The 18,076-nt window shown below is 69.4% G+C and carries 18 protein-coding genes; 12 read left to right on the top strand and 6 right to left on the bottom strand.

Features of this window, described 5'->3' with window-relative positions; genetic code table 11:
- The first annotated feature begins 54 nt into the window (after positions 1 to 54).
- From A5692_RS00535 to A5692_RS00525, 3 genes are all read left to right on the top strand, one after another.
- Entirely contained in the window at positions 55 to 477 is a 423-nt protein-coding gene (locus A5692_RS00535) for a nitroreductase family deazaflavin-dependent oxidoreductase (protein ID WP_068051035.1), read from the top strand.
- Between the two features lie 69 nt (positions 478 to 546).
- Positions 547 to 1,194, top strand: a complete 648-nt coding sequence (locus tag A5692_RS00530) for a SatD family protein (RefSeq protein WP_082962297.1) — start codon at positions 547 to 549, stop codon at positions 1,192 to 1,194.
- Complete coding sequence (locus A5692_RS00525) at positions 1,191 to 1,931, top strand: hypothetical protein (RefSeq protein WP_068051033.1); 741 nt, start codon at positions 1,191 to 1,193, stop codon at positions 1,929 to 1,931. The genes A5692_RS00530 and A5692_RS00525 overlap by 4 nt, the downstream gene beginning before the upstream one ends.
- An 84-nt stretch (positions 1,932 to 2,015) precedes the next feature.
- Here the strand turns inward: A5692_RS00525 and fadA6 are convergent, their stop codons facing one another.
- From fadA6 to ipdE1, 4 genes are read right to left on the bottom strand one after another with little or no spacing between them, the layout of a single operon-like run.
- Positions 2,016 to 3,176: a steroid 3-ketoacyl-CoA thiolase FadA6 gene (gene fadA6, locus A5692_RS00520; protein WP_068051031.1), complete on the bottom strand. Its 1,161-nt coding sequence runs from the start codon at positions 3,174 to 3,176 to the stop codon at positions 2,016 to 2,018.
- Between the two features lie 2 nt (positions 3,177 to 3,178).
- Positions 3,179 to 3,781: a TetR family transcriptional regulator KstR2 gene (gene kstR2, locus A5692_RS00515; protein WP_156764394.1), complete on the bottom strand. Its 603-nt coding sequence runs from the start codon at positions 3,779 to 3,781 to the stop codon at positions 3,179 to 3,181.
- Positions 3,782 to 3,825: 44 nt separating this feature from the next.
- Positions 3,826 to 4,614 carry a (5R,7aS)-5-hydroxy-7a-methyl-1-oxo-2,3,5,6,7,7a-hexahydro-1H-indene-carboxyl-CoA reductase gene (gene ipdF, locus A5692_RS00510; RefSeq protein ID WP_068051028.1) on the bottom strand — a complete coding sequence of 263 codons (789 nt, stop codon included), beginning with the start codon at positions 4,612 to 4,614 and terminating at the stop codon, positions 3,826 to 3,828.
- On the bottom strand, positions 4,611 to 5,759 hold the full coding sequence (gene ipdE1, locus A5692_RS00505; protein ID WP_068051026.1) for an acyl-CoA dehydrogenase IpdE1: 1,149 nt from the start codon (positions 5,757 to 5,759) through the stop codon (positions 4,611 to 4,613). Before ipdE1 ends, ipdF begins: the two co-directional genes overlap by 4 nt.
- A gap of 49 nt (positions 5,760 to 5,808) precedes the next feature.
- On the opposite strand from ipdE1, the gene fadD3 reads away from it, so the two are divergent.
- The 5 genes from fadD3 to A5692_RS00480 are packed head-to-tail and all read left to right on the top strand — an operon-like array spanning position 5,809 to position 11,557.
- A complete protein-coding gene (gene fadD3, locus A5692_RS00500) occupies positions 5,809 to 7,353 on the top strand; it encodes a 3-((3aS,4S,7aS)-7a-methyl-1,5-dioxo-octahydro-1H-inden-4-yl)propanoate--CoA ligase FadD3 (protein ID WP_068051024.1) in 1,545 nt (514 codons plus the stop codon).
- A gap of 1 nt (position 7,354) precedes the next feature.
- Positions 7,355 to 8,488 carry an acyl-CoA dehydrogenase family protein gene (locus A5692_RS00495; protein WP_068051021.1) on the top strand — a complete coding sequence of 378 codons (1,134 nt, stop codon included), beginning with the start codon at positions 7,355 to 7,357 and terminating at the stop codon, positions 8,486 to 8,488.
- A complete protein-coding gene (locus A5692_RS00490; RefSeq protein ID WP_197514299.1) occupies positions 8,485 to 9,456 on the top strand; it encodes an acyl-CoA dehydrogenase family protein in 972 nt (323 codons plus the stop codon). The genes A5692_RS00495 and A5692_RS00490 overlap by 4 nt, the downstream gene beginning before the upstream one ends.
- The gene (locus A5692_RS00485) at positions 9,453 to 10,403 is read left to right on the top strand and encodes an acyl-CoA dehydrogenase family protein (protein ID WP_068051019.1); all 951 of its coding nucleotides are present in this window, start codon (positions 9,453 to 9,455) and stop codon (positions 10,401 to 10,403) included. Before A5692_RS00490 ends, A5692_RS00485 begins: the two co-directional genes overlap by 4 nt.
- Positions 10,400 to 11,557, top strand: a complete 1,158-nt coding sequence (locus A5692_RS00480; protein WP_068051016.1) for a pyridoxal phosphate-dependent aminotransferase — start codon at positions 10,400 to 10,402, stop codon at positions 11,555 to 11,557. The genes A5692_RS00485 and A5692_RS00480 overlap by 4 nt, the downstream gene beginning before the upstream one ends.
- Here the strand turns inward: A5692_RS00480 and A5692_RS00475 are convergent.
- Positions 11,554 to 12,384, bottom strand: coding sequence for an arylamine N-acetyltransferase (locus A5692_RS00475; protein ID WP_068051014.1), 831 nt, complete (start codon positions 12,382 to 12,384; stop codon positions 11,554 to 11,556). The two genes, A5692_RS00480 and A5692_RS00475, sit on opposite strands and share 4 nt — an antisense overlap.
- A gap of 94 nt (positions 12,385 to 12,478) precedes the next feature.
- On the opposite strand from A5692_RS00475, the gene A5692_RS00470 reads away from it, so the two are divergent.
- The 4 genes from A5692_RS00470 (at position 12,479) to A5692_RS00455 (ending at position 17,506) form a co-directional block, all read left to right on the top strand.
- A complete protein-coding gene (locus A5692_RS00470) occupies positions 12,479 to 13,084 on the top strand; it encodes a DsbA family protein (protein WP_068051012.1) in 606 nt (201 codons plus the stop codon).
- Positions 13,085 to 13,232: 148 nt separating this feature from the next.
- Positions 13,233 to 16,379, top strand: a complete 3,147-nt coding sequence (locus A5692_RS00465) for a serine/threonine-protein kinase (protein ID WP_068051010.1) — start codon at positions 13,233 to 13,235, stop codon at positions 16,377 to 16,379.
- 25 nt (positions 16,380 to 16,404) lie between these two features.
- A complete protein-coding gene (locus A5692_RS00460; RefSeq protein WP_231984132.1) occupies positions 16,405 to 16,935 on the top strand; it encodes a nitroreductase family deazaflavin-dependent oxidoreductase in 531 nt (176 codons plus the stop codon).
- Positions 16,936 to 17,053: 118 nt separating this feature from the next.
- Positions 17,054 to 17,506 (top strand): hypothetical protein, encoded by a 453-nt coding sequence (locus A5692_RS00455; RefSeq protein ID WP_068051006.1) that lies wholly within the window; start codon positions 17,054 to 17,056, stop codon positions 17,504 to 17,506.
- Positions 17,507 to 17,511: 5 nt separating this feature from the next.
- Here the strand turns inward: A5692_RS00455 and hsaB are convergent, their stop codons facing one another.
- Positions 17,512 to 18,075, bottom strand: a complete 564-nt coding sequence (gene hsaB, locus A5692_RS00450; RefSeq protein ID WP_067925559.1) for a 3-hydroxy-9,10-secoandrosta-1,3,5(10)-triene-9,17-dione monooxygenase reductase subunit — start codon at positions 18,073 to 18,075, stop codon at positions 17,512 to 17,514.
- Position 18,076 lies beyond the last annotated feature (1 nt).

Raw genomic sequence — 18,076 nt, 5'->3', positions numbered from 1 at the left:
GCCGGCGACCAAAGACCCTGGCATCGGGTCGGTGCGCCGCGTCACCCTGGACGAATGATCACACTGGAACCGGCAACCTGGCCCACTCCGTTTTTGAACGCGATTCGCACTTCCAACAAATACCTGCTCAACCCGCTGATGCTGCGGCTGGCCGGCCGCAAGAACTGGTATGCGGCCGCGGTCGAGCACGCCGGACGGCGGTCGGGCAAGGTGTACTCCACACCGGTCGTCGCCGAGCGGATCGACGACGGCTTCGTCATACCGCTGCCCTACGGCACCGACGTCGACTGGTTGCAGAACATTCGTGCCGCGGGGCGAGCGACCATCTCCTCACACGGCGAGAAGTACGAGGTAGTGCACCCCGAGATCATCGACGCGGCCGAGGCCCTGCCTCTGCTGTCGGCTTCCCGCCGACGCACCTTTGAACGGGTCGGCATAGAGGCTTACGTCAGGGTCAAGGACCAGCCGACGAGCTGAACAGTGTCTCGATCTCGTCCGCATTAAGCTCTGTACTAAATAGTGGACGAATGAAGCTATAATCTTCATATGATCGGGATGAAGGCTGCGCCTTCAATTCGAGCGACGCTGATCGGCGATGTCGTGGGATCGCGGCGCGCCCGCGACCGCGCCGCCCTCCATCGACGCGTCGCCGCAGCGCTGGGCCGGGTGGCGGCCGACGCGATCGACCCGCCGTCGTTCACCGTGGGGGACGAGTTTCAGGGGAGCTTCCCCACTCTCGGCGGTGCCATCGATGCGGCGTTGACCGTGCGCCTGCTACTCGCGCCCGACATCGACGTCCGATTCGGGCTGGGATGGGGCGCGGTGACCGTCCTCGATGCCGACGCGGGAATCCAGGACGGGCCCGGGTGGTGGACCGCCCGGGAGGCGATCCAGCAGACCGCGGCGGCCCAGCGGCAGCCCGGCTTCACTCTGGTGCGCACGACATTTCGGGCGGATGGCGAGACACGCACCGACGTCGCGGCGGTCAACGCGGCGCTGATTTGTCGGGACCATCTGCTTGGATCGCTCGATGAGAGATCGTTGCGGATCGTGAGGGGGCTGATGACCGGACGGACCAAGAAGGAGCTCGCCGACGCCGAGGGCATCAGCCCGTCGGCGGTGTCGCAGCGCGCGAGCCGCGACGGTTTGGATCTGATTGTCGTTGCCAGCCAATATCTTCGGAGCCTGCCGTGAGCGCCATCGCCGTCTGGCTTACGGCGCTCGGCATCGCCGACCTGTGCCGCCGGGCGGTCCGTGCGGTATGGGTGCCGCTGGTCGTCGGACCGGTCGTGGTGGCGGCGGTTTCGGCGCTGGGCGCCCTATGGCGTGCCGGTGACATCCCGCTGCTCGTCCTGGCGGCCGCCTCGGTCATGGCATGGGCATGGCTGTGCGCGCGCAGTGAACGCAGCGGCGGCCACCAAGCCGCGCCGCTGGCGGTGTTCGCCGCGACGCTGGCGCTGCTGACGTTGATGTCCGGATGGTCGTCTGCGGTCGACGGTGCGATCGCGCGGTGGGCGGGCTGGGTGCACTTGCCACTCGGCCATGTCACACCCAACCGGCTGCTCATGACCGTCGGCGTGGTGGTGGTGCAGTTCGCGACCGCGAACCAGCTGGTCCGCCTGGTGCTCGGCTCGGTCGGAGCGGTGCGCCCGGCGGGTGAGCCGCAACCGTCGGACCGGCTCAAGGGCGGCCGGCTGCTGGGACCGCTGGAACGCCTGCTGATCCTGAGCCTGGGCGTCGGCGGGCAGGTGGCCGCGGCCAGCGCCGTCGTCGCCGCCAAGGGCATCATCCGCTTCCCGGAGTTGACTGCCCAGAAGGGCCGCGACGGCCAGGTCGGCATCGACGAGGTGACCGAGTACTTTCTGGTCGGCAGCTTCACCAGCTGGCTGTTGGCCCTCGGCGGGATCGGCCTGGTGCTGGCCGCCCGGTAATCCCCCTGCGCGAGCGTGCATTTCGTGACGCGACACGCCGCTTGGGCGTCATGGGTTGCACGCTCGGCGGAAGAAGGGAGGGGGTTACAGCCGTTCGATGATGGTGACGTTCGCGGTGCCGCCACCCTCGCACATCGTCTGCAAGCCGTAGCGGCCGCCGATGCGTTCGAGTTCGTTGAGCATCGTGGTGAAGAGCTTGGCGCCGGTAGCGCCCAGCGGATGACCGAGGGCGATCGCACCTCCGTTGGGGTTGACCTTCTCGGGATCGGCCTTGGTCTCCTTGAGCCACGCCATGACCACCGGTGCGAACGCCTCGTTGATCTCGACGGTGTCGATGTCGTCGATCGACAGACCCGTCTTGTCGAAGGCGTGCCGGGTGGCGGGGATCGGCCCGGTCAACATGAACACCGGGTCGGCGGCGCGGGCGCTGATGTGGTGAATGCGCGCCCGCGGGGTCAGGTTGTGGTCCTTGACGGCCTGCTCGGAAGCCAGCAACACCGCGCTGGCGCCGTCGGAGATCTGGCTGGCCATCGCCGCCGTCAGCCGACCGCCTTCGACGAGTGTCTTGAGGCCGGCCATCTTCTCCAGCGACGACTCGCGGGGCCCCTCGTCGACCCGGAACGGCCCGGATTCCGTTTCCACGGTGATGATTTCGTTGTCGAAGTGACCGGCGCGAATCGCGGCGAACGCGCGCTCGTGGCTGGTCAGCGAAAACTGCTCCATCTCTTCACGGGACAGGTTCCACTTCTCGGCGATCATCTCCGCGCCGCGGAACTGGGAGATCTCCTGATCGCCGTACCGGTGCAGCCACTGCTTGGATTCGTTGGTCGGCGAGGTGAACCCGAACTGCTCGCCCACGGTCATCGCCGACGAGATCGGGATCTGGCTCATATTCTGCACGCCACCGGCCACGATGAGGTCGGCCGTTCCGGACATGATCGCCTGGGCGCCAAAGGAAATCGCCTGCTGGCTGGAACCGCACTGCCGGTCCACGGTGACGCCGGGGACCTCTTCGGGGTAACCCGCGGCCAGCCACGACAGCCGCGCGATGTTGCCCGCCTGTGCGCCGATGGCGTCGACGCAGCCGGCGATCACGTCGTCGACGGCGGCGGGGTCGACGTCAACCCGGTCGAGCAGTCCGCGCCAACCCAGGGCACCGAGGTCCAGGGGATGTACACCGGCTAACGATCCATTGCGCTTGCCAACCGCGGTACGCACAGCGTCGATGACGTACGCCTCAGCCATTTTCAAACTCCTTCTTTGGTAATCCCACCGAGAACGATGGCGAGGTATTGCTGACCCACCTGTTGGGCTGTGAGGGGGCCGCCGGGCTGATACCAGCGCACCGACACCCAGGTGGTGTCACGAATGAAACGGTAGACGAGGTCGACGTTGAGGTCGGGCTGGAAGTAGCCCTCGTCGATGCCCTGGTTGATCACCTCGAGCCACATCTTGCGTTGCTGGCGGTTCATGTCCTCGATGTAGGAGAACCGGGGCTGCGACAACAACCGCTGGGCTTCGTCCTGGTAGATGACCACCTGCGCGTGCCGGTGCTCGATCGCCTCGAACGACGCCATGAACAGTCCCTTGAGCCGCTCCAGCGGGTTGGCCTCGCTGTCCACGATTTCGCGATAGCGGGCGAACAACCAGTCCAGGAAACTACGCAGCAACTCGTCGACCATCTCCTCCTTGGAGGAGAAGTGGTGGTAGAGGCTGCCGGACAGGATGCCCGCGCTGTCGGCGATGTCGCGCACGGTCGTTGCGCGCAGGCCGCGCTCGGCGAACATGGTCGCGGCGAGTTCCAACAACTCGTCGCGGCGGCTGTTCGCCTGACCGGGCACTCGTTCCACCCGGTCAGGATATCAACCAAGCGCTTGCTTGGCCAGCTATCGGCTCACGGATGCTGGCTGGACACCGAGATGACCTCGCCGGTCAGATAGCTGGAGTAGTCGCTGGCCAGGAACGCGATGGTGGCGGCCACCTCCCAGGGCTCGGCGGCCCGCCCGAACGCTTCACCGGCCGACAACCGGTCGAGCAGGTCCGCCGACGTCGTCTTGTCCAGGAACTTGTGGCGGGCGATGCTCGGGGACACCGCGTTGATCCGAACCCCGTACTCGACGGCTTCGATTGCGCTGCAACGGGTTAACGCCATCACCCCGGCTTTGGCGGCCGCATAGTGCGACTGCGAGTGCTGCGCCCGCCAGCCCAGCACGCTGGCGTTGTTGACGATCACGCCGCCATGGTCGGCGTCGCGGAAATAGGCCAACGCCGCCCTGGTGGCCCGGAACACCGACGACAGGGTCACGTCCAGGACGCGGTCCCACTCGTCGTCGGTCATGTCGACCACCGGCGTCTGCCCGCCAAGACCGGCGTTGTTGACCAACACGTCGAGCCGACCCATCCGGGCGGTGGTCGACGCGATCAGCGCGTCCACCTGCGCGCTGGACGTCACATCGCACAGCACGCTCTCGACCCGGCCCAGTCCCAGCCCGGACAGTTCGGCGGCGGTCTCCCCCAGCCGTCGTTCGTGGTGGTCGGACACCACGACGTCGGCGCCCTCGACCAGGGCCCGTCGCGCCGTCGCCGAGCCGATCCCGGTGCCGGCGGCCGCGGTCACGACGACCACCTTGCCCTGCAGAAGCCCGTGCCCGGCAACCTCTTTCGGAGCTTCGGACAGGCTCATCCCTTTACCTCCCGGGGCAGGCCGAGCACCCGCTCGGCGATGATGTTGCGCTGGATCTCGTTCGAGCCGCCGTAGATGGTGTCGGCGCGGGTGAACAGGAAAAGCCGCTGCCACTCGTCGAATTCGCCGTCCGACAAGGTCAGCCCCGGCTTGCCGATCACGTCCATCGCCAGCTCGCCCAGATCGCGATGCCAGTTGGCCCACAACAACTTCGACACGTTGTCCTGGCCGGGCTGCTCCACGTCCATCGTGGCCAGCGCATACGAACGCATGGCCCGCAGCCCGGTCCACGCCCGCGTCAGCCGCGCCCGGATGAACGGGTCGTCGGCGGCGCCGTTGCGCCGCGCGACGTCGGCCAGGTTGGAAAGCTCACGGGCGTAGCGGATCTGCTGCCCGAGCGTCGAGACACCGCGCTCGAAGGTCAGCGTGCCCATCGCGACCCGCCAGCCGTCGCCGGGCTGGCCGACCACCAGGCCGGCGTCGGTGCGGGCGTCGTCGAAGAAGACCTCGTTGAATTCCGAGTCGCCGGTCAGCTGGATGATCGGACGGACCTGAACCCCGGGCTGGTCCAGCGGCACCAGCAGGTAGGACAGTCCGGCGTGCCGCTTGGAGCCCTTCTCGGTCCGCGCGACCACGAAGCACCACTGCGCCCAGTGCGCCAGCGACGTCCAGACCTTCTGACCGTTGATCACCCACTGGTCGCCGTCGAGTTCGGCGGTGGTGGACACGTTGGCCAGGTCGCTGCCGGCGCCGGGCTCGGAATAACCCTGACACCACAGCTCGGTCACGTCGAGGATCTTCGGCAGGAAGCGCTGCTGCTGCTCGGGCGTCCCGAAGGCGATCAGCGTCGGCCCGAGCAGCTCCTCGCCGAAGTGGTTCACCTTGTCCGGGGCGTCGGCGCGGGCGTACTCCTCGTAGAACGCGACGCGGTGCGCGGCGGACAGCCCACGGCCGCCGTGTTCCACCGGCCAGCCCAGGCAGGTCAGGCCGGCCTTGGCCAGATGCTGATTCCACGCCCGGCGCTCTTCGAACGCCTCGTGCTCGCGCCCCGGTCCGCCAAGACCCTTGAGAGCTGCGAATTCGCCGACCAGATTGTCGGCGAGCCACTGGCGGACCTCCGCCCGGAACTCCTCGACGTCCTGCATGCCCTGTAGGCTAACCTACCAAGCACTTGCTTTGTTAGAGGAGCATTCAATGGGGAGCGATCCGCGCACCGTACCGGCGGCGCTCGATCGTTTGGCGCAGCAACTCCCCGGTCACGACGCGTTGATCACCGACGAGCGGTCGTTCACCGCGTCCGCACTGCGCGACGAGGTGCACCGGGCGGCGGCCGCACTGATCAACCTCGGCGTGGCAGCGGGGGACCGCGTGGCCATCTGGTCGCCGAACACCTGGCACTGGGTGGTGGCCTGCCTGGCGATCCACCACGCCGGTGCGGCCATGGTGCCCCTGAACACCCGCTATACCGCCGAGGAGGCGGGCGACATCCTCGCCCGCACCGGTGCGCCCGTGCTGTTCGGGATGGGGCGATTCCTCGGCCACGATCGCATCGCCGACCTGGACCGCCTGGGCCCTAAAGCCCTGCCCGCGCTGCGGCACGTCGTACGAATCCCAATCGAGGCTGACGACGGGACGTGGGACGACTTCATCTCCCGCGGCTCCGACACGAAAGCGGTCCAAGCCCGCGCGGCGGCCGTCGCGCCCGACGACGTCAGCGACATCCTGTTCACCTCGGGTACCACCGGCCGCAGCAAAGGCGTCCTTTGCGCGCACCGGCAGTCGCTGTCCGCCTCGGCGTCGTGGGCCGCCAACGGCAAGATCACCAGCGACGACCGCTACCTATGCATCAACCCGTTCTTCCACAACTTCGGCTACAAGGCCGGCATCCTGGCCTGCCTGCAGACCGGCGCCACGCTGATCCCGCACCTGACCTTCGACCCGCTGCGCGCGCTGCAGGCGATCGAGCGGCACCGCATCACCGTGTTGCCCGGCCCGCCCACCATCTATCAGACGCTGCTGGACCATCCGCAGCGCAAGGACTACGACCTGAGCTCGCTGCGGTTCGCGGTGACCGGGGCTGCCACCGTGCCGGTGGTGTTGGTCGAGCGCATGCAATCCGAACTCGACATCGACATCGTGCTGACCGCCTACGGGCTGACCGAGGCGAACGGCATGGGCACCATGTGCCGCGCCGACGATGACGCGGTCACCGTCGCGACCACCTGCGGACGACCGTTCGCCGATTTCGAATTGCGCATCGACGCAAGCACTCCCGGCGAGGCGGGCGAGGTGTTGCTGCGCGGGCCGAACGTGATGCTGGGTTACCTCGACGACCCGGAGGCGACGGCGGTGGCCATCGACGCGGACGGCTGGCTGCACACCGGGGACATCGGCGCGGTCGACGCGGCCGGCAACCTGCGCATCACCGACCGGCTCAAGGACATGTACATCTGCGGCGGGTTCAACGTCTACCCCGCCGAGGTCGAGCAGGTGTTGACCCGGATGGAGGGGGTGGCCGACGCCGCGGTGATCGGCGTTCCCGACGAGCGGCTCGGCGAGGTCGGCCGGGCGTTCGTGGTGGCCCGGCCCGGCGCCGACCTCGACGAACGATCCGTGATCGCTTACACCCGTGAACATCTGGCGAACTTCAAGGCCCCGCGGTCGGTGCGGTTCGTCGACGCGTTGCCGCGCAATCCGGGCGGCAAGGTGGTCAAACCACAACTGCGAGAGTGGACCTGACGTGGATCTGGAACTGGACGGAGAAACCCTGGCTTTGCAGGCCGAGGTGCGGGACTTCTTGTCGGCGAACGCCGAGGCGATCCCGACCGAGTCCTACGACAACGCCGAAGGCTTTGCCCAGCACCGGCATTGGGACAGAGTGCTGTTCGACGCCGGGCTGTCGGTCATCACTTGGCCCGAGAAGTACGGCGGCCGTGACGCGCCGCTGCTGCACTGGGTGGTGTTCGAGGAGGAATACTTCCGCGCGGGCGCCCCTGGCCGGGCCAGCGCGAACGGCACCTCGATGCTCGCGCCGACGCTCTTCGCGCACGGCACCGAAGAGCAGCTGGACCGCATCTTGCCGAAAATGGCCAGCGGGGAACAGATCTGGGCGCAAGCGTGGTCGGAGCCCGAATCCGGCAGCGACCTGGCCTCGCTGCGGTCGACCGCGACCAAGACCGACGGCGGCTGGCTGCTCAACGGGCAGAAGATCTGGAGCTCCCGCGCACCGTTCGCCGAAATGGGTTTCGGATTGTTCCGGTCGGACCCCGACGCCCAGCGGCACCACGGCCTGACCTACTTCATGTTCGACTTGAAGGCCGAGGGCGTCACCGTGCGACCCATCGTTCAGCTCGGTGGCGACACCGGCTTCGGCGAGATCTTCCTCGACGACGTCTTCGTCCCCGACCACGACGTGATCGGCACGCCGAACGAGGGCTGGCGGGCGGCCATGAGCACGTCGAGCAACGAGCGCGGCATGTCGCTGCGCAGCCCGGCCCGCTTCCTCGCGGCCGCCGAACGATTGGTGCAACTGTGGAAGGACCGCGGCTCCCCCGCGGCGTTCGCCGACCGGGTGGCCGACGCGTGGATCAAGGCCCAGGCCTACCGCCTGCAGACATTCGAGACCGTGACCAGGCTGGCGGCCGGCGGTGAACTCGGCGCCGAATCGTCGGTGACCAAGGTGTTCTGGTCGGACCTCGACGTGGCGATACATCAGACCGCGCTGGACATCCTGGGCGCCGACGGCGAGCTGGCCGGCCAGTGGACCGACGGGCTGCTTTTCGCGCTGGGCGGCCCGATCTATGCCGGCACCAACGAGATCCAGCGCAACATCATCTCCGAACGGCTGTTGGGCCTGCCCCGAGAGAAGAAGTGACCGTGCAATTCCAACTGGACGAACAGCAGCGCGATTTCGCGGCGAGCATCGACGCAGCCCTGGGCGCGGCCGACCTGCCCGGCGCGATCCGCGCGTGGTCGGCTGGCGATACCGCGCCCGGCCGCAAGGTGTGGGGCCAGCTGGCCGACCTCGGCGTCACCGCGCTGGCGGTCCCCGAGAAGTTCGACGGCATCGGGGCGCATCCGGTCGACCTGGTGGTGGCGCTCGAACGCCTCGGACGCTGGTGCGTGCCCGGGCCGGTGGCCGAATCCATCGCCGTGGCACCGGTTCTGCTCGGCTCCGACGATCAGGCCGAGCGCTGTGCCGCGCTGGCGTCGGGCGAGCTGATCGCCACCGTCGCGTTGCCGCCCCACGCGCCGCGCGCCGTGGACGCCGATACGGCCGGGCTGGTGCTGTTGGCCACCGAGGACGGCGTAAGCGAGGCCGACCCCGGTGACCGGCGCGAGTCCGTCGACCCCAGCCGGCCGCTCTACGACGTGACCGCGACCGGGCCGAGTTGGCAGGCGGATGTTCGGCGCGCCTGCGAGTTCGGGGCCCTGGCCACCGCCGCGCAGCTGATCGGCGCGTCCGAGGCGCTGCTGCGCGACACCGTCGACTACGCCAAGCAGCGGGCGCAGTTCGGCCGGGTGATCGGCTCCTATCAGGCGATCAAGCACAAGCTCGCCGATGTGCACATCGCCATCGAGCTGGCCCGGCCGCTGCTGTACGGCGCGGCCCTGGCTCTGGCCGACCACCCGGACCAGAGCGCCCGGGATGTCAGCGCGGCCAAGGCCGCCGCGTCCGAGGCGGGCCTGCTGGCGGCCCGCTCGGCGCTGCAGACCCACGGCGCGATCGGGTTCACCCAGGAACATGACCTGTCCCTGTGGTTGCTGCGGGTGCAGGCGTTGCGTTCGGCCTGGGGTACCCCGGAGGCGCATCGGCGACGAGTGCTGGAGGCCCTGTCGTGACTGAAGAACGGGAGATGCTGCGGGAGACCGTCGCGGCCCTGGTGGCCAAGCACGCCAACCCGGCGGCGGTCCGTGCGGCGATGGAGTCCGAGCGCGGTTACGACGAGTCGCTGTGGCAGCTGCTGTGCGAGCAGGTCGGCGCCGCCGCGCTGGTGATCCCCGAGGAGCTGGGCGGCGCGGGCGGCGAACTGGCCGACGCCGCAACGGTTTTGCAGGAGCTGGGCCGGGCACTGGTGCCCTCCCCGCTGCTGGGCACCACGCTGGCCGAGCTGGCCCTGCTGGCCGCGCCCGAGCCCGACGCCGAGACGCTGGGCGGCCTCGCCGAGGGCACCTCGATCGGGGCGCTGGTGCTCGACGCCGACTACGTGGTCAACGGCGACATCGCCGACGTCGTGGTCGCCGCCGACGACGGCCGGTTGAGCAGGTGGACACGATTCAGCGCGGAGCCCGCCGCCACGATGGACCCGACGCGGCGGCTCGCGCGGATGCGGCCGGAGCAGGCCGAGGCGATCGGCGCCGACCCCGGCATCGCCGACACCGCGGCCATCCTGCTGGCCGCCGAGCAGATCGGTGCGGCCGAACGCTGCCTCGAACTCACCGTCGAATACGCCAAGAACCGGGTGCAATTCGGGCGTCCGATCGGCAGCTTTCAGGCGCTCAAGCACCGGATGGCCGATCTTTACGTCACGATCGCCGCGGCGAAGGCCGTCGTTGCCGACGCGTGCAACGACCCGACGCCGACCAACGCGGCCACCGCGCGCCTGGCCGCGACCGAGGCGCTGTGCACGACGGCCGCCGAAGGCATCCAACTGCACGGCGGGATCGCGATCACCTGGGAGCACGACATGCAGCTGTACTTCAAACGCGCCCACGGCGGCGCGCACCTGCTCGACACCCCACAGGAAGTGCTCGCACGACTGGAAGCCGAGGTGCTCGAAACGTCGTGAACGATCACGTCGCACAGCGCGCCGCCATCCCGCCGTTCTATGTGATGGACGTGTGGCTGGCGGCCGCCGAGCGCCAGCGCAGCCACGGCGATCTGGTGAACCTGTCCGCCGGCCAGCCCAGTGTGGGAGCGCCGGAGCCGGTGCGCGCGGCCGCGGCCTCCGCCCTGCACCTCAACGAGCTGGGCTACTCCGTGACACTCGGCATCCCCGAGCTGCGCGCGGCGATAGCGGCGGATTACCAACGCCAGCACGGGCTGGTCGTCGAGCCCGACGACGTGGTGGTCACCACGGGTTCCTCCGGCGGATTCCTGCTCGCCTTTCTGGCCTGCTTCGACGCGGGCGACCGGGTCGCGCTGGCCAGCCCCGGCTACCCGTGCTATCGAAACATCCTGTCCGCGTTGGGATGTGAGGTGGTCGAGATCCCGTGCGGACCCCGGACTCGCTTCCAGCCCACCGTGGCGATGCTCGCCGAAGTCGACCCGCCCGTGCAGGGCGTGATCGTCGCCAGCCCCGCCAACCCCACCGGAACGGTCATCGCGCCGTCCGAACTGGCCGCCATCGCGTCGTGGTGCGAGACGTCCGGGGTGCGGCTGATCAGCGACGAGGTCTACCACGGTCTGGTCTACGAGGGCGCGCCGCCGACCAGCTGCGCCTGGCAGACGTCGCGGGACGCCGTGGTGGTCAACAGCTTTTCGAAGTATTACGCGATGACGGGCTGGCGGCTGGGCTGGATGCTGGTGCCGCCGCCGCTACTGCGCGCGGTGGACCGCCTGACCGGCAACTTCACCATCTGCCCGCCGGTGCTGTCGCAGATCGCCGGGGTGGCGGCCTTCACCCCGGAGGCGACCGCCGAGGCCGACGGCAACCTGCACCACTACGCGACCAACCGCGCGCTGTTACTGGACGGGCTGCGCCGCATCGGCATCGACCGGCTGGCCCCCACCGACGGCGCGTTCTACGTCTACGCCGACGTGTCCGACCACACCGACGACTCGATGGCGTTCTGCTCGAAACTGTTGAAGGACACCGGCGTTGCGATCGCACCGGGCATCGATTTCGATATCACGCACGGCAATTCCTTCGTCCGGTTCTCGTTCGCCGGTCCGACGGGCGACATCGAAGAGGCGCTGCGGCGAATCGGCGCCTGGCTCTAAGCGTCCAGGAGCTTGTCCAGGCATGCCTCGAGCGCACCGCGGCCGGCGGCGTCGGACACATTGATGCCGAACCGGTCCCTGAGGGTATCGACCACCGCCGCCGCGTCGTCGAGGCGGATCTTCTCGGTGCCGTCGGCGCGGTGGATGGCCAGGTTCCGGCCGGCCAGGTTCAGTCGCGCGTCGTCGGTGACGCGCGCGGCCGTCAGTCCGGTCACGAAGTGCGAGGAGGGGTGCGTCGAGACGAACCAGCTGCCCACTTGCAGGTCGATGTCGGGCGCCGTCCGGGTGCTGAACTCGTACAGCGGCTGCCACTCCCCGCGGACCTGGGCCTGCAAGACCAGGCCGTCGCCGCGATCCTCCAGCCGGTAGGGCTCGTGCGTCGTCCGCTGCACGCTGCCGGTCTCGATGCGCAGCGGCGAAGGTGGTGTCATCCCGCCGAAGCCCACGTCGACGAGGTAAGCACCGTGGGAGCCGGGGAACGTCACCGCCAGCACGGTGTGGGTCTGCGGCGGTGACGGCGAGTCGGGCGGCCGCATCCAGACCACCCGGCCGGCCAGGCGCCGCACCCGGAAGCCGAGCTCGGTCAGCACGTAGCCCATCAAGCCGTTCTGCTCGTAGCAATAGCCGCCGCGGCCCCGCTGAACCAGCTTGCCGGCCAGCGCGCCCGGGCTCAGGTCGTCGACCGGAACCCCCAGCACCGGATCGAGATTCTCGAAGGGAATCGCTTTGGTGTGCGCGCCGACCAAAGCCTGCAGGACCTCGAGCGTGGGCGCCGCGACGCCGCCATAGCCGATGCGATCGAAGTACTCGCCCAGGTTCAGCGTCATAAAGCCATTCTGCTGGCAACCCATCAGCGGGCGTGCGACGGCCGGTAGCGGGTATGCCACCCTCAGCCCAACCCTTGACGCGAAGGAGGAACCCGTGGCCGACGTCGACCTCTACCTCGATCCCGTCTGTCCGTTCTCCTGGGTGACGGCGCGCTGGCTGCGCGACGCCGCCCAGTCAACGCAGCAGCCGGTCGTCCTGCGGCAGATGAGCCTGGCGGTGCTCAACGAAGGCCAGGACGCCGACGACACCAAACAGCAACGCATGATGGAGCGCTCCACGCGGCTGGGACGCCTGTTCGCCGCGGCCGTGAACCAACGCGGGCCCGACGCGTTCGAGGGCCTCTACGACTCGATAGGCCGGCGCATCCACGTGCGCGGGGACCAACTCGACGCGGACGCGATCCGCGAAGCACTCACCGAGAACGGGCTCGAGGAACGCCTCGCCGAAGCGCTCGACGACAGTGGCCTCGACGAAGCGGTGCGACGGGCGCACCAGGCCAGCCAGGATGCCCTGGGCGACGAGGCCGGCGGCCCGATCATCGCGGTCGGCGGCCGCGCCTTCTCCGGGCCGGTACTGACCCAGGCGCCGAACGCGCACGACGGTGTTCGGCTGCTCGAGGCGGTGCTCGCCATGGCCGGCGTTCCCGAATTCGCCGCGCTGCAACGGCCGCACCAGGGTCCGCCGACCATCGACGGCTGAGCCAGGCAGCCCGCCCGCCGGCTAACTGTTCTGGGCCCCGGTCACGGCCCGGTCGACCAAGGTTGCCGAAAGACGCACCGGCCAGGTGGTGAGCGCTTAATCTTGAGCTCGCCCATCACATAGTTCGCGGAGGGTTGAGCCCCAGCAAATGCCTGAAGCGCCCCGTTCCGACAATGTCGCACCGGTACCGAGCGGCATCGCCGCGGAGCTGGCGGCCGCGGGGTTCGAGGACGCGCGCCAGGTAGCCCGGGGTGGGGCGGGGGTCATCTACTGCTGCTACGAGACCGCGCTCGGGCGAAGCGTTGCGGTGAAGGTGCTGCCGTCGCACATCGACGACGACAGCAGGGAACGGTTCCTGCGCGAGGGCTACGCGATGGGCGGGCTCTCCGGGCATCCGAACATCGTCAACATCCTGCGGGTCGGCGTCACCGGGAGCGGCAAACCCTACATCGTGATGCCGTACCACTCGGCGGATTCGCTGGCGGTGCGGCTGCGCCGCGAGGGGCCGGTGCCCTGGCCCGAGGCGTTGCACATCGGTGTAAAGCTCTGTGGCGCACTGGAAACCGCGCACCGGGCCGGGACGTTGCACCGCGACATCAAGCCGGCCAACATCCTGGTCAACGATTACGGCGAGCCGCAACTCAGCGATTTCGGGATCGCCCACATCGAAGGCGGGTACGAGACGGCGACCGGGTTCTTCTCCGGCACCATCGATTTCACCGCCCCGGAGGTGATGACGGGCAACCCGGCGACGGTCGCTTCCGACATGTATTCCCTCGGCGCCACGCTCTACGCGCTCATCGCGGGCAACGCCGCGCACGAGCGCAAGAAGGGCGAGGACCTGATTGCGCAGTATCTGCGGATCAGCACCACCGGAATCCCGGACATGCGTCCCGACGGCATTCCCGACGCGGTGTGCTCGGCGATCGAGCGGGCGATGTCGATCGACCCCGCCGAGCGGCCCGCCTCGGCCGAGGAGTTCGGCCGCGAGCTGCAGGCCGCGCAGCGCCGCAACGGTCTGAAGCCCGACGCGATGGCCATCACCGGACGCCCCTCGGCCGTGGCGGATCTCCCGCACGCCGCGCCGGTGCCACCGGGCATTCAAGGCGAGGCGGCGCGGCCGCCCGCCCCGAACACGTCGAGCATGGCCGCGCCCCCGCGGGGGCCCGCGGGGCACGACGACCCGACCTCCGCGATCAGCGCCCCGGTCGACCACGCGCTGGAGACCGCACCTTTCCCGCAGTCCGGCCCCGCCGAGCTGTCCGAGGCGGCCAGCCTGCTGCGCGGCGGGCACGGGTCGGCGACGCAACCGAAGCTGCAGCCACCCAAGGCCGCGCCGTCGGGTCGAAGCGGCGGCGTCCAGGGGCCACCGCGCAGCCCTGGGGTCCGCCTGGCCGGGTGGTTCGCGGAACCGGGCAAGAAGCGAAACCGCATCGCGTTGGCGGCCGGCGCTCTCGCCGCCGTCGTGCTGTTGGTGGCCGCCGGCGTCTATTTCGCGCTTCCGAACGACAACAACGCCGGGCCGAAGGGCCGTTCCGGACAGCCGACCGCACAGCCGCCCATGCAGTGGAAGCCGATCACCAACGCTCGCATTTCGCGGGACGCGGCAGCCACCACCCAGGCCGACGGCACGATCTGGATCTTCGGCGGGATCCGCAGCGACGGCGGGCTCACCGGGCTGCAGGAAGGGTACGACCCCGTCATCGACAGCTGGAAGGTCGGCGACGACCTGCCGGTGCCCGTCTCACACGCGATGGCGGTCACCTGGCAGGGCAACCCCGTCGTGCTCGGCGGCTGGAAGTCCGAAGTCGGCAAGAACGTGGCGAGCGACCAGGTCTGGCGGGTCATCAACAGCCGCTGGGTCGAGCTTCCGCACCTGCTGCAACCCCGGGCCGCCGCGGCGGCGGCCGTCGTCGGCGACCGCCTGGTGGTCACCGGCGGTGTCGACGCGAGCGGCGCGCTCCTGAACACCACCGAGGTGTTCGACGGCAACACCTGGACCCTGGGCGCGCCCATCCCGACGCCGCGTCAACTGCTGGCGGGGGCCTCGGACGGGAAGCTGATGTACACCGTGGGCGGCACCAACGGCACCGCGGACCTGGCGACGGTCGAGGCATACGACCCGGCCGCCAAGACCTGGACCGCGTTGCCCGCGCTGAGCCAGGCGCGCAGCGACTTCGGCGTGGCGATCGTCGACGGGCGTCTGGTCGCGGCGGGCGGCGTGTCGGCGGGGCAGCTCCTCAAGAGCGTGGCCGCATTCGACCTGATGACGAAGACGTGGTCGAGTCTCCCCGACATGACCACCGCCCGGCACGGCATGGCCGTCGACGCCGTGGAGAAATCCGTGTACGCGATCGGCGGGTCGACCGCCGTCGGCGACGGCCAGCTCACCTCGTCGGCGGAAGCACTGAAACTCCCGGCCCGCAGGATCCAGCCGGCGTCGCAGTGGCGTTCGCTGCCCGACGCACCGACCCCCCGGCTGATGATGGCCTGGGCCGTCCAGGGCGACAAGATCTGGATTCTGGGCGGCCTGCGCAACGGCGCGGTGCTGCAGACCGTCGAGAGCTACGACCCGCGCACCGGGGCCTGGCAGACCGGGCCACCGTTGCCCATCCCGCTGCATCACGCGACGGCGGCGACCTATCGCGGCGAAGTCGTGGTGCTCGGCGGCGCGAGCGATCAGCTCGCCGAAGCGTCCAACAAGGTGTTCGCGCTACGCGGCGGCAATTGGGTCGAACTGCCGCATCTCACCCACGCGCGCGCCGCCCCTGCCGCGGCAGTGGTGGGTGACAAGCTCGTCGCGGTCGGTGGCCAGAACGCCAAGCAACTCGTTCCGCAGACCGAGGTCTTCGACGGCAGTTCGTGGAAGGACGCCGCCGACATGCCCACGCCGCGCGAACACCTGGCGGCGGTGTCGGACGGCACCTACCTGTACGCGATCGGCGGGCGGTTCCTCTCCTCCGACAAGAACTCCGCGGCCAATGAGCGGTTCGACCCGCAGTCGGGCACCTGGACCAAGCTGGTCGGCATGCCGACCCCGCGCGGCAGCTACGGCGCGACCTACATCGACGGCCGCATCGTGGTGGCCGGCGGCGAGGAACCGACGATGGTGCTCAACGTGGTGGAGATGTACGACATCGCCGACGGGAAGTGGAGCACCCTGCCCCCGATGCCCACCGCGCGCCATGCCGAGGTGGTTGCGACGGTCGGGAACACCGTCTACTGCATCGGCGGCGCGAACCGGCCAACCCACGAGGGCCCGATCGCGACGGTCGAGGCGCTCGACTTCATGTAGCGACGACGGCCGTGAGCGCTCGACGGTGAAGGGGCGACGGGTCGTCGACTGGTGGTACGGCGCCAAGCGATGGATGTATCGCGGTGGGCGGCCGGGCTTTTCGGCCAGAGTGATGAATCGGCTGTCCGCGCTGCAGTATTCGGCCGGTGTCCTGTCCCCGGCGCGGGCGATGACCCTCGAGGTGCTTGGGCGGCGGTCCGGACGAGTGATCCCTGTCGCCGTGGTCGTCGTCGATTATGACGGCGGACGCTACCTGGTTTCGATGCTCGGCAACGAGGTGAACTGGGTGCGCAATGTCCGCGCCGCCGACGGGCGGGCCGTCCTGCGGCGCGGGCACCCCGAACCGGTGCGCTTGCTCGAGGTCGCCACCGGGGACCGCGCGCCCGTCTTGCGCCGCTACGTCGCCGTTGCGCCGGGCGCGCGCCCCCACATTCCCCTGGGCCGCGACGCACCCTTGGCGGAGTTCGAGGGGATTGCCGGCCGTTACCCGGTATTCCGGATCACCCCGGACAATCCGTCTCGCCCGCAAGGGCACGGGCACGCCGGCAGGCGCTGAGGTCACCTGGTCGGGGCCGTCGATCCCAGCCCGTTTGTTTTACTCGCGCCAGATACGGGGATCCCACAACGAGCCGGCGCCCAGCGCCCGGCGAAAACCAATCTGATGGGAGCCCGGAATGAACAGCAGCGCTATCTGGATCGTGGTCGCCGCCGCGGCGGTCCTGTTGATTCTCGTGGCCCTCGTCGCGCTCAGCAGCGTGCGACGCCGCCGGCGCCAGCGGCAGGCCGAGGAGATTCGCGAACAAGCGAGGCTGGCGCAGGCCCAGGTCGAGCGGCGTGAAGCGCTTGCGCAGGAGACGGCCGCCAAGGCTCGCGCCGCGCAGGCCGAGGCGGAGGTCAAGGCGGCCGAAGCCGCCCGGCTGCAGGAGCGGGCGGCCGAGCACCAAAGCGAGGTCGCGGCGTCGCGCGAGCAGCTGCAGGAGCAGTTCAACCGCGCCGATGAACTGCACCCGGAGGCCGCCGCGAAGCCGGCGAGTGAGCGCGACGATCCCAACGCGGTGCGGTCCCCGGCGTCGCACGAGCCGACGACCGAGGCCGAGGCCGTGCGGCACGAGACCTACCGCCGCTGACCGGGCTAGAGCCAGGTGTCCTGGGTGGTGGCGGTGAGGAACGCCTCCAGGTCGTCGCGCCACTGCGCGGGCGTGGTCTTGTCCGGTTCGATCCCGGTGTATTCGCCGCGATAGAACAGCAGCGGCCGCGGCTTGATCTTGGGTGCCTCCGACAGCGACTGCACCGCGCCGAACACCACGAAGTGATCGCCGCCGTCGTGCACGGACGCCACCGTGCAGTCGATGTGGGCCAGCGACCCGTCGATGATCGGCGAGCCGAGTTCGGAGGGGTGCCAGTCGATCCCGGCGAACTTGTCGGGTTCCTTCGATCCGAACCTGGCCGACACGTCCTTCTGCTTCTCCCTCAGCACGTTGACGCAGAACCGGCCGGTGGCCTCGATGGCCTGCCAGGACCGCGACACCTTGGTGGGGCAGAACAGCACCAACGGCGGGTCCAGCGACAGCGCCGCGAACGACTGGCAGGCGAAGCCGACCGGGACGTCGTCGTGCACGGTGGTGATAATCGTGATACCGGTGCAGAACTGGCCCAGCACCTGCCGGAAGGCCCGCGGATCGATCGGCGCAGACATG

This window comes from Mycobacterium sp. E342, assembly GCF_001667665.1.
GTDB lineage: Bacteria > Actinomycetota > Actinomycetes > Mycobacteriales > Mycobacteriaceae > Mycobacterium.
Note: the sequence above shows the minus strand (reverse complement) of the source record. Positions and strands in the feature narration are given on the sequence as shown.

Excerpts from the sequence above, each read along its gene's own strand:
- A5692_RS00535 (WP_068051035.1), top strand. The coding sequence starts at position 55 with ATGATCACACTGGAACCGGCAACCTGGCCCACTCCGTTTTTGAACGCG.
- A5692_RS00530 (WP_082962297.1), top strand. The coding sequence starts at position 547 with ATGATCGGGATGAAGGCTGCGCCTTCAATTCGAGCGACGCTGATCGGC.
- fadA6 (WP_068051031.1), bottom strand. The coding sequence starts at position 3,176 with ATGGCTGAGGCGTACGTCATCGACGCTGTGCGTACCGCGGTTGGCAAG.
- ipdF (WP_068051028.1), bottom strand. The coding sequence starts at position 4,614 with ATGAGCCTGTCCGAAGCTCCGAAAGAGGTTGCCGGGCACGGGCTTCTG.
- ipdE1 (WP_068051026.1), bottom strand. The coding sequence starts at position 5,759 with ATGCAGGACGTCGAGGAGTTCCGGGCGGAGGTCCGCCAGTGGCTCGCC.
- fadD3 (WP_068051024.1), top strand. The coding sequence starts at position 5,809 with ATGGGGAGCGATCCGCGCACCGTACCGGCGGCGCTCGATCGTTTGGCG.
- A5692_RS00475 (WP_068051014.1), bottom strand. The coding sequence starts at position 12,384 with ATGACGCTGAACCTGGGCGAGTACTTCGATCGCATCGGCTATGGCGGC.
- A5692_RS00465 (WP_068051010.1), top strand. The coding sequence starts at position 13,233 with ATGCCTGAAGCGCCCCGTTCCGACAATGTCGCACCGGTACCGAGCGGC.
- A5692_RS00455 (WP_068051006.1), top strand. The coding sequence starts at position 17,054 with ATGAACAGCAGCGCTATCTGGATCGTGGTCGCCGCCGCGGCGGTCCTG.
- hsaB (WP_067925559.1), bottom strand. The coding sequence starts at position 18,075 with ATGTCTGCGCCGATCGATCCGCGGGCCTTCCGGCAGGTGCTGGGCCAG.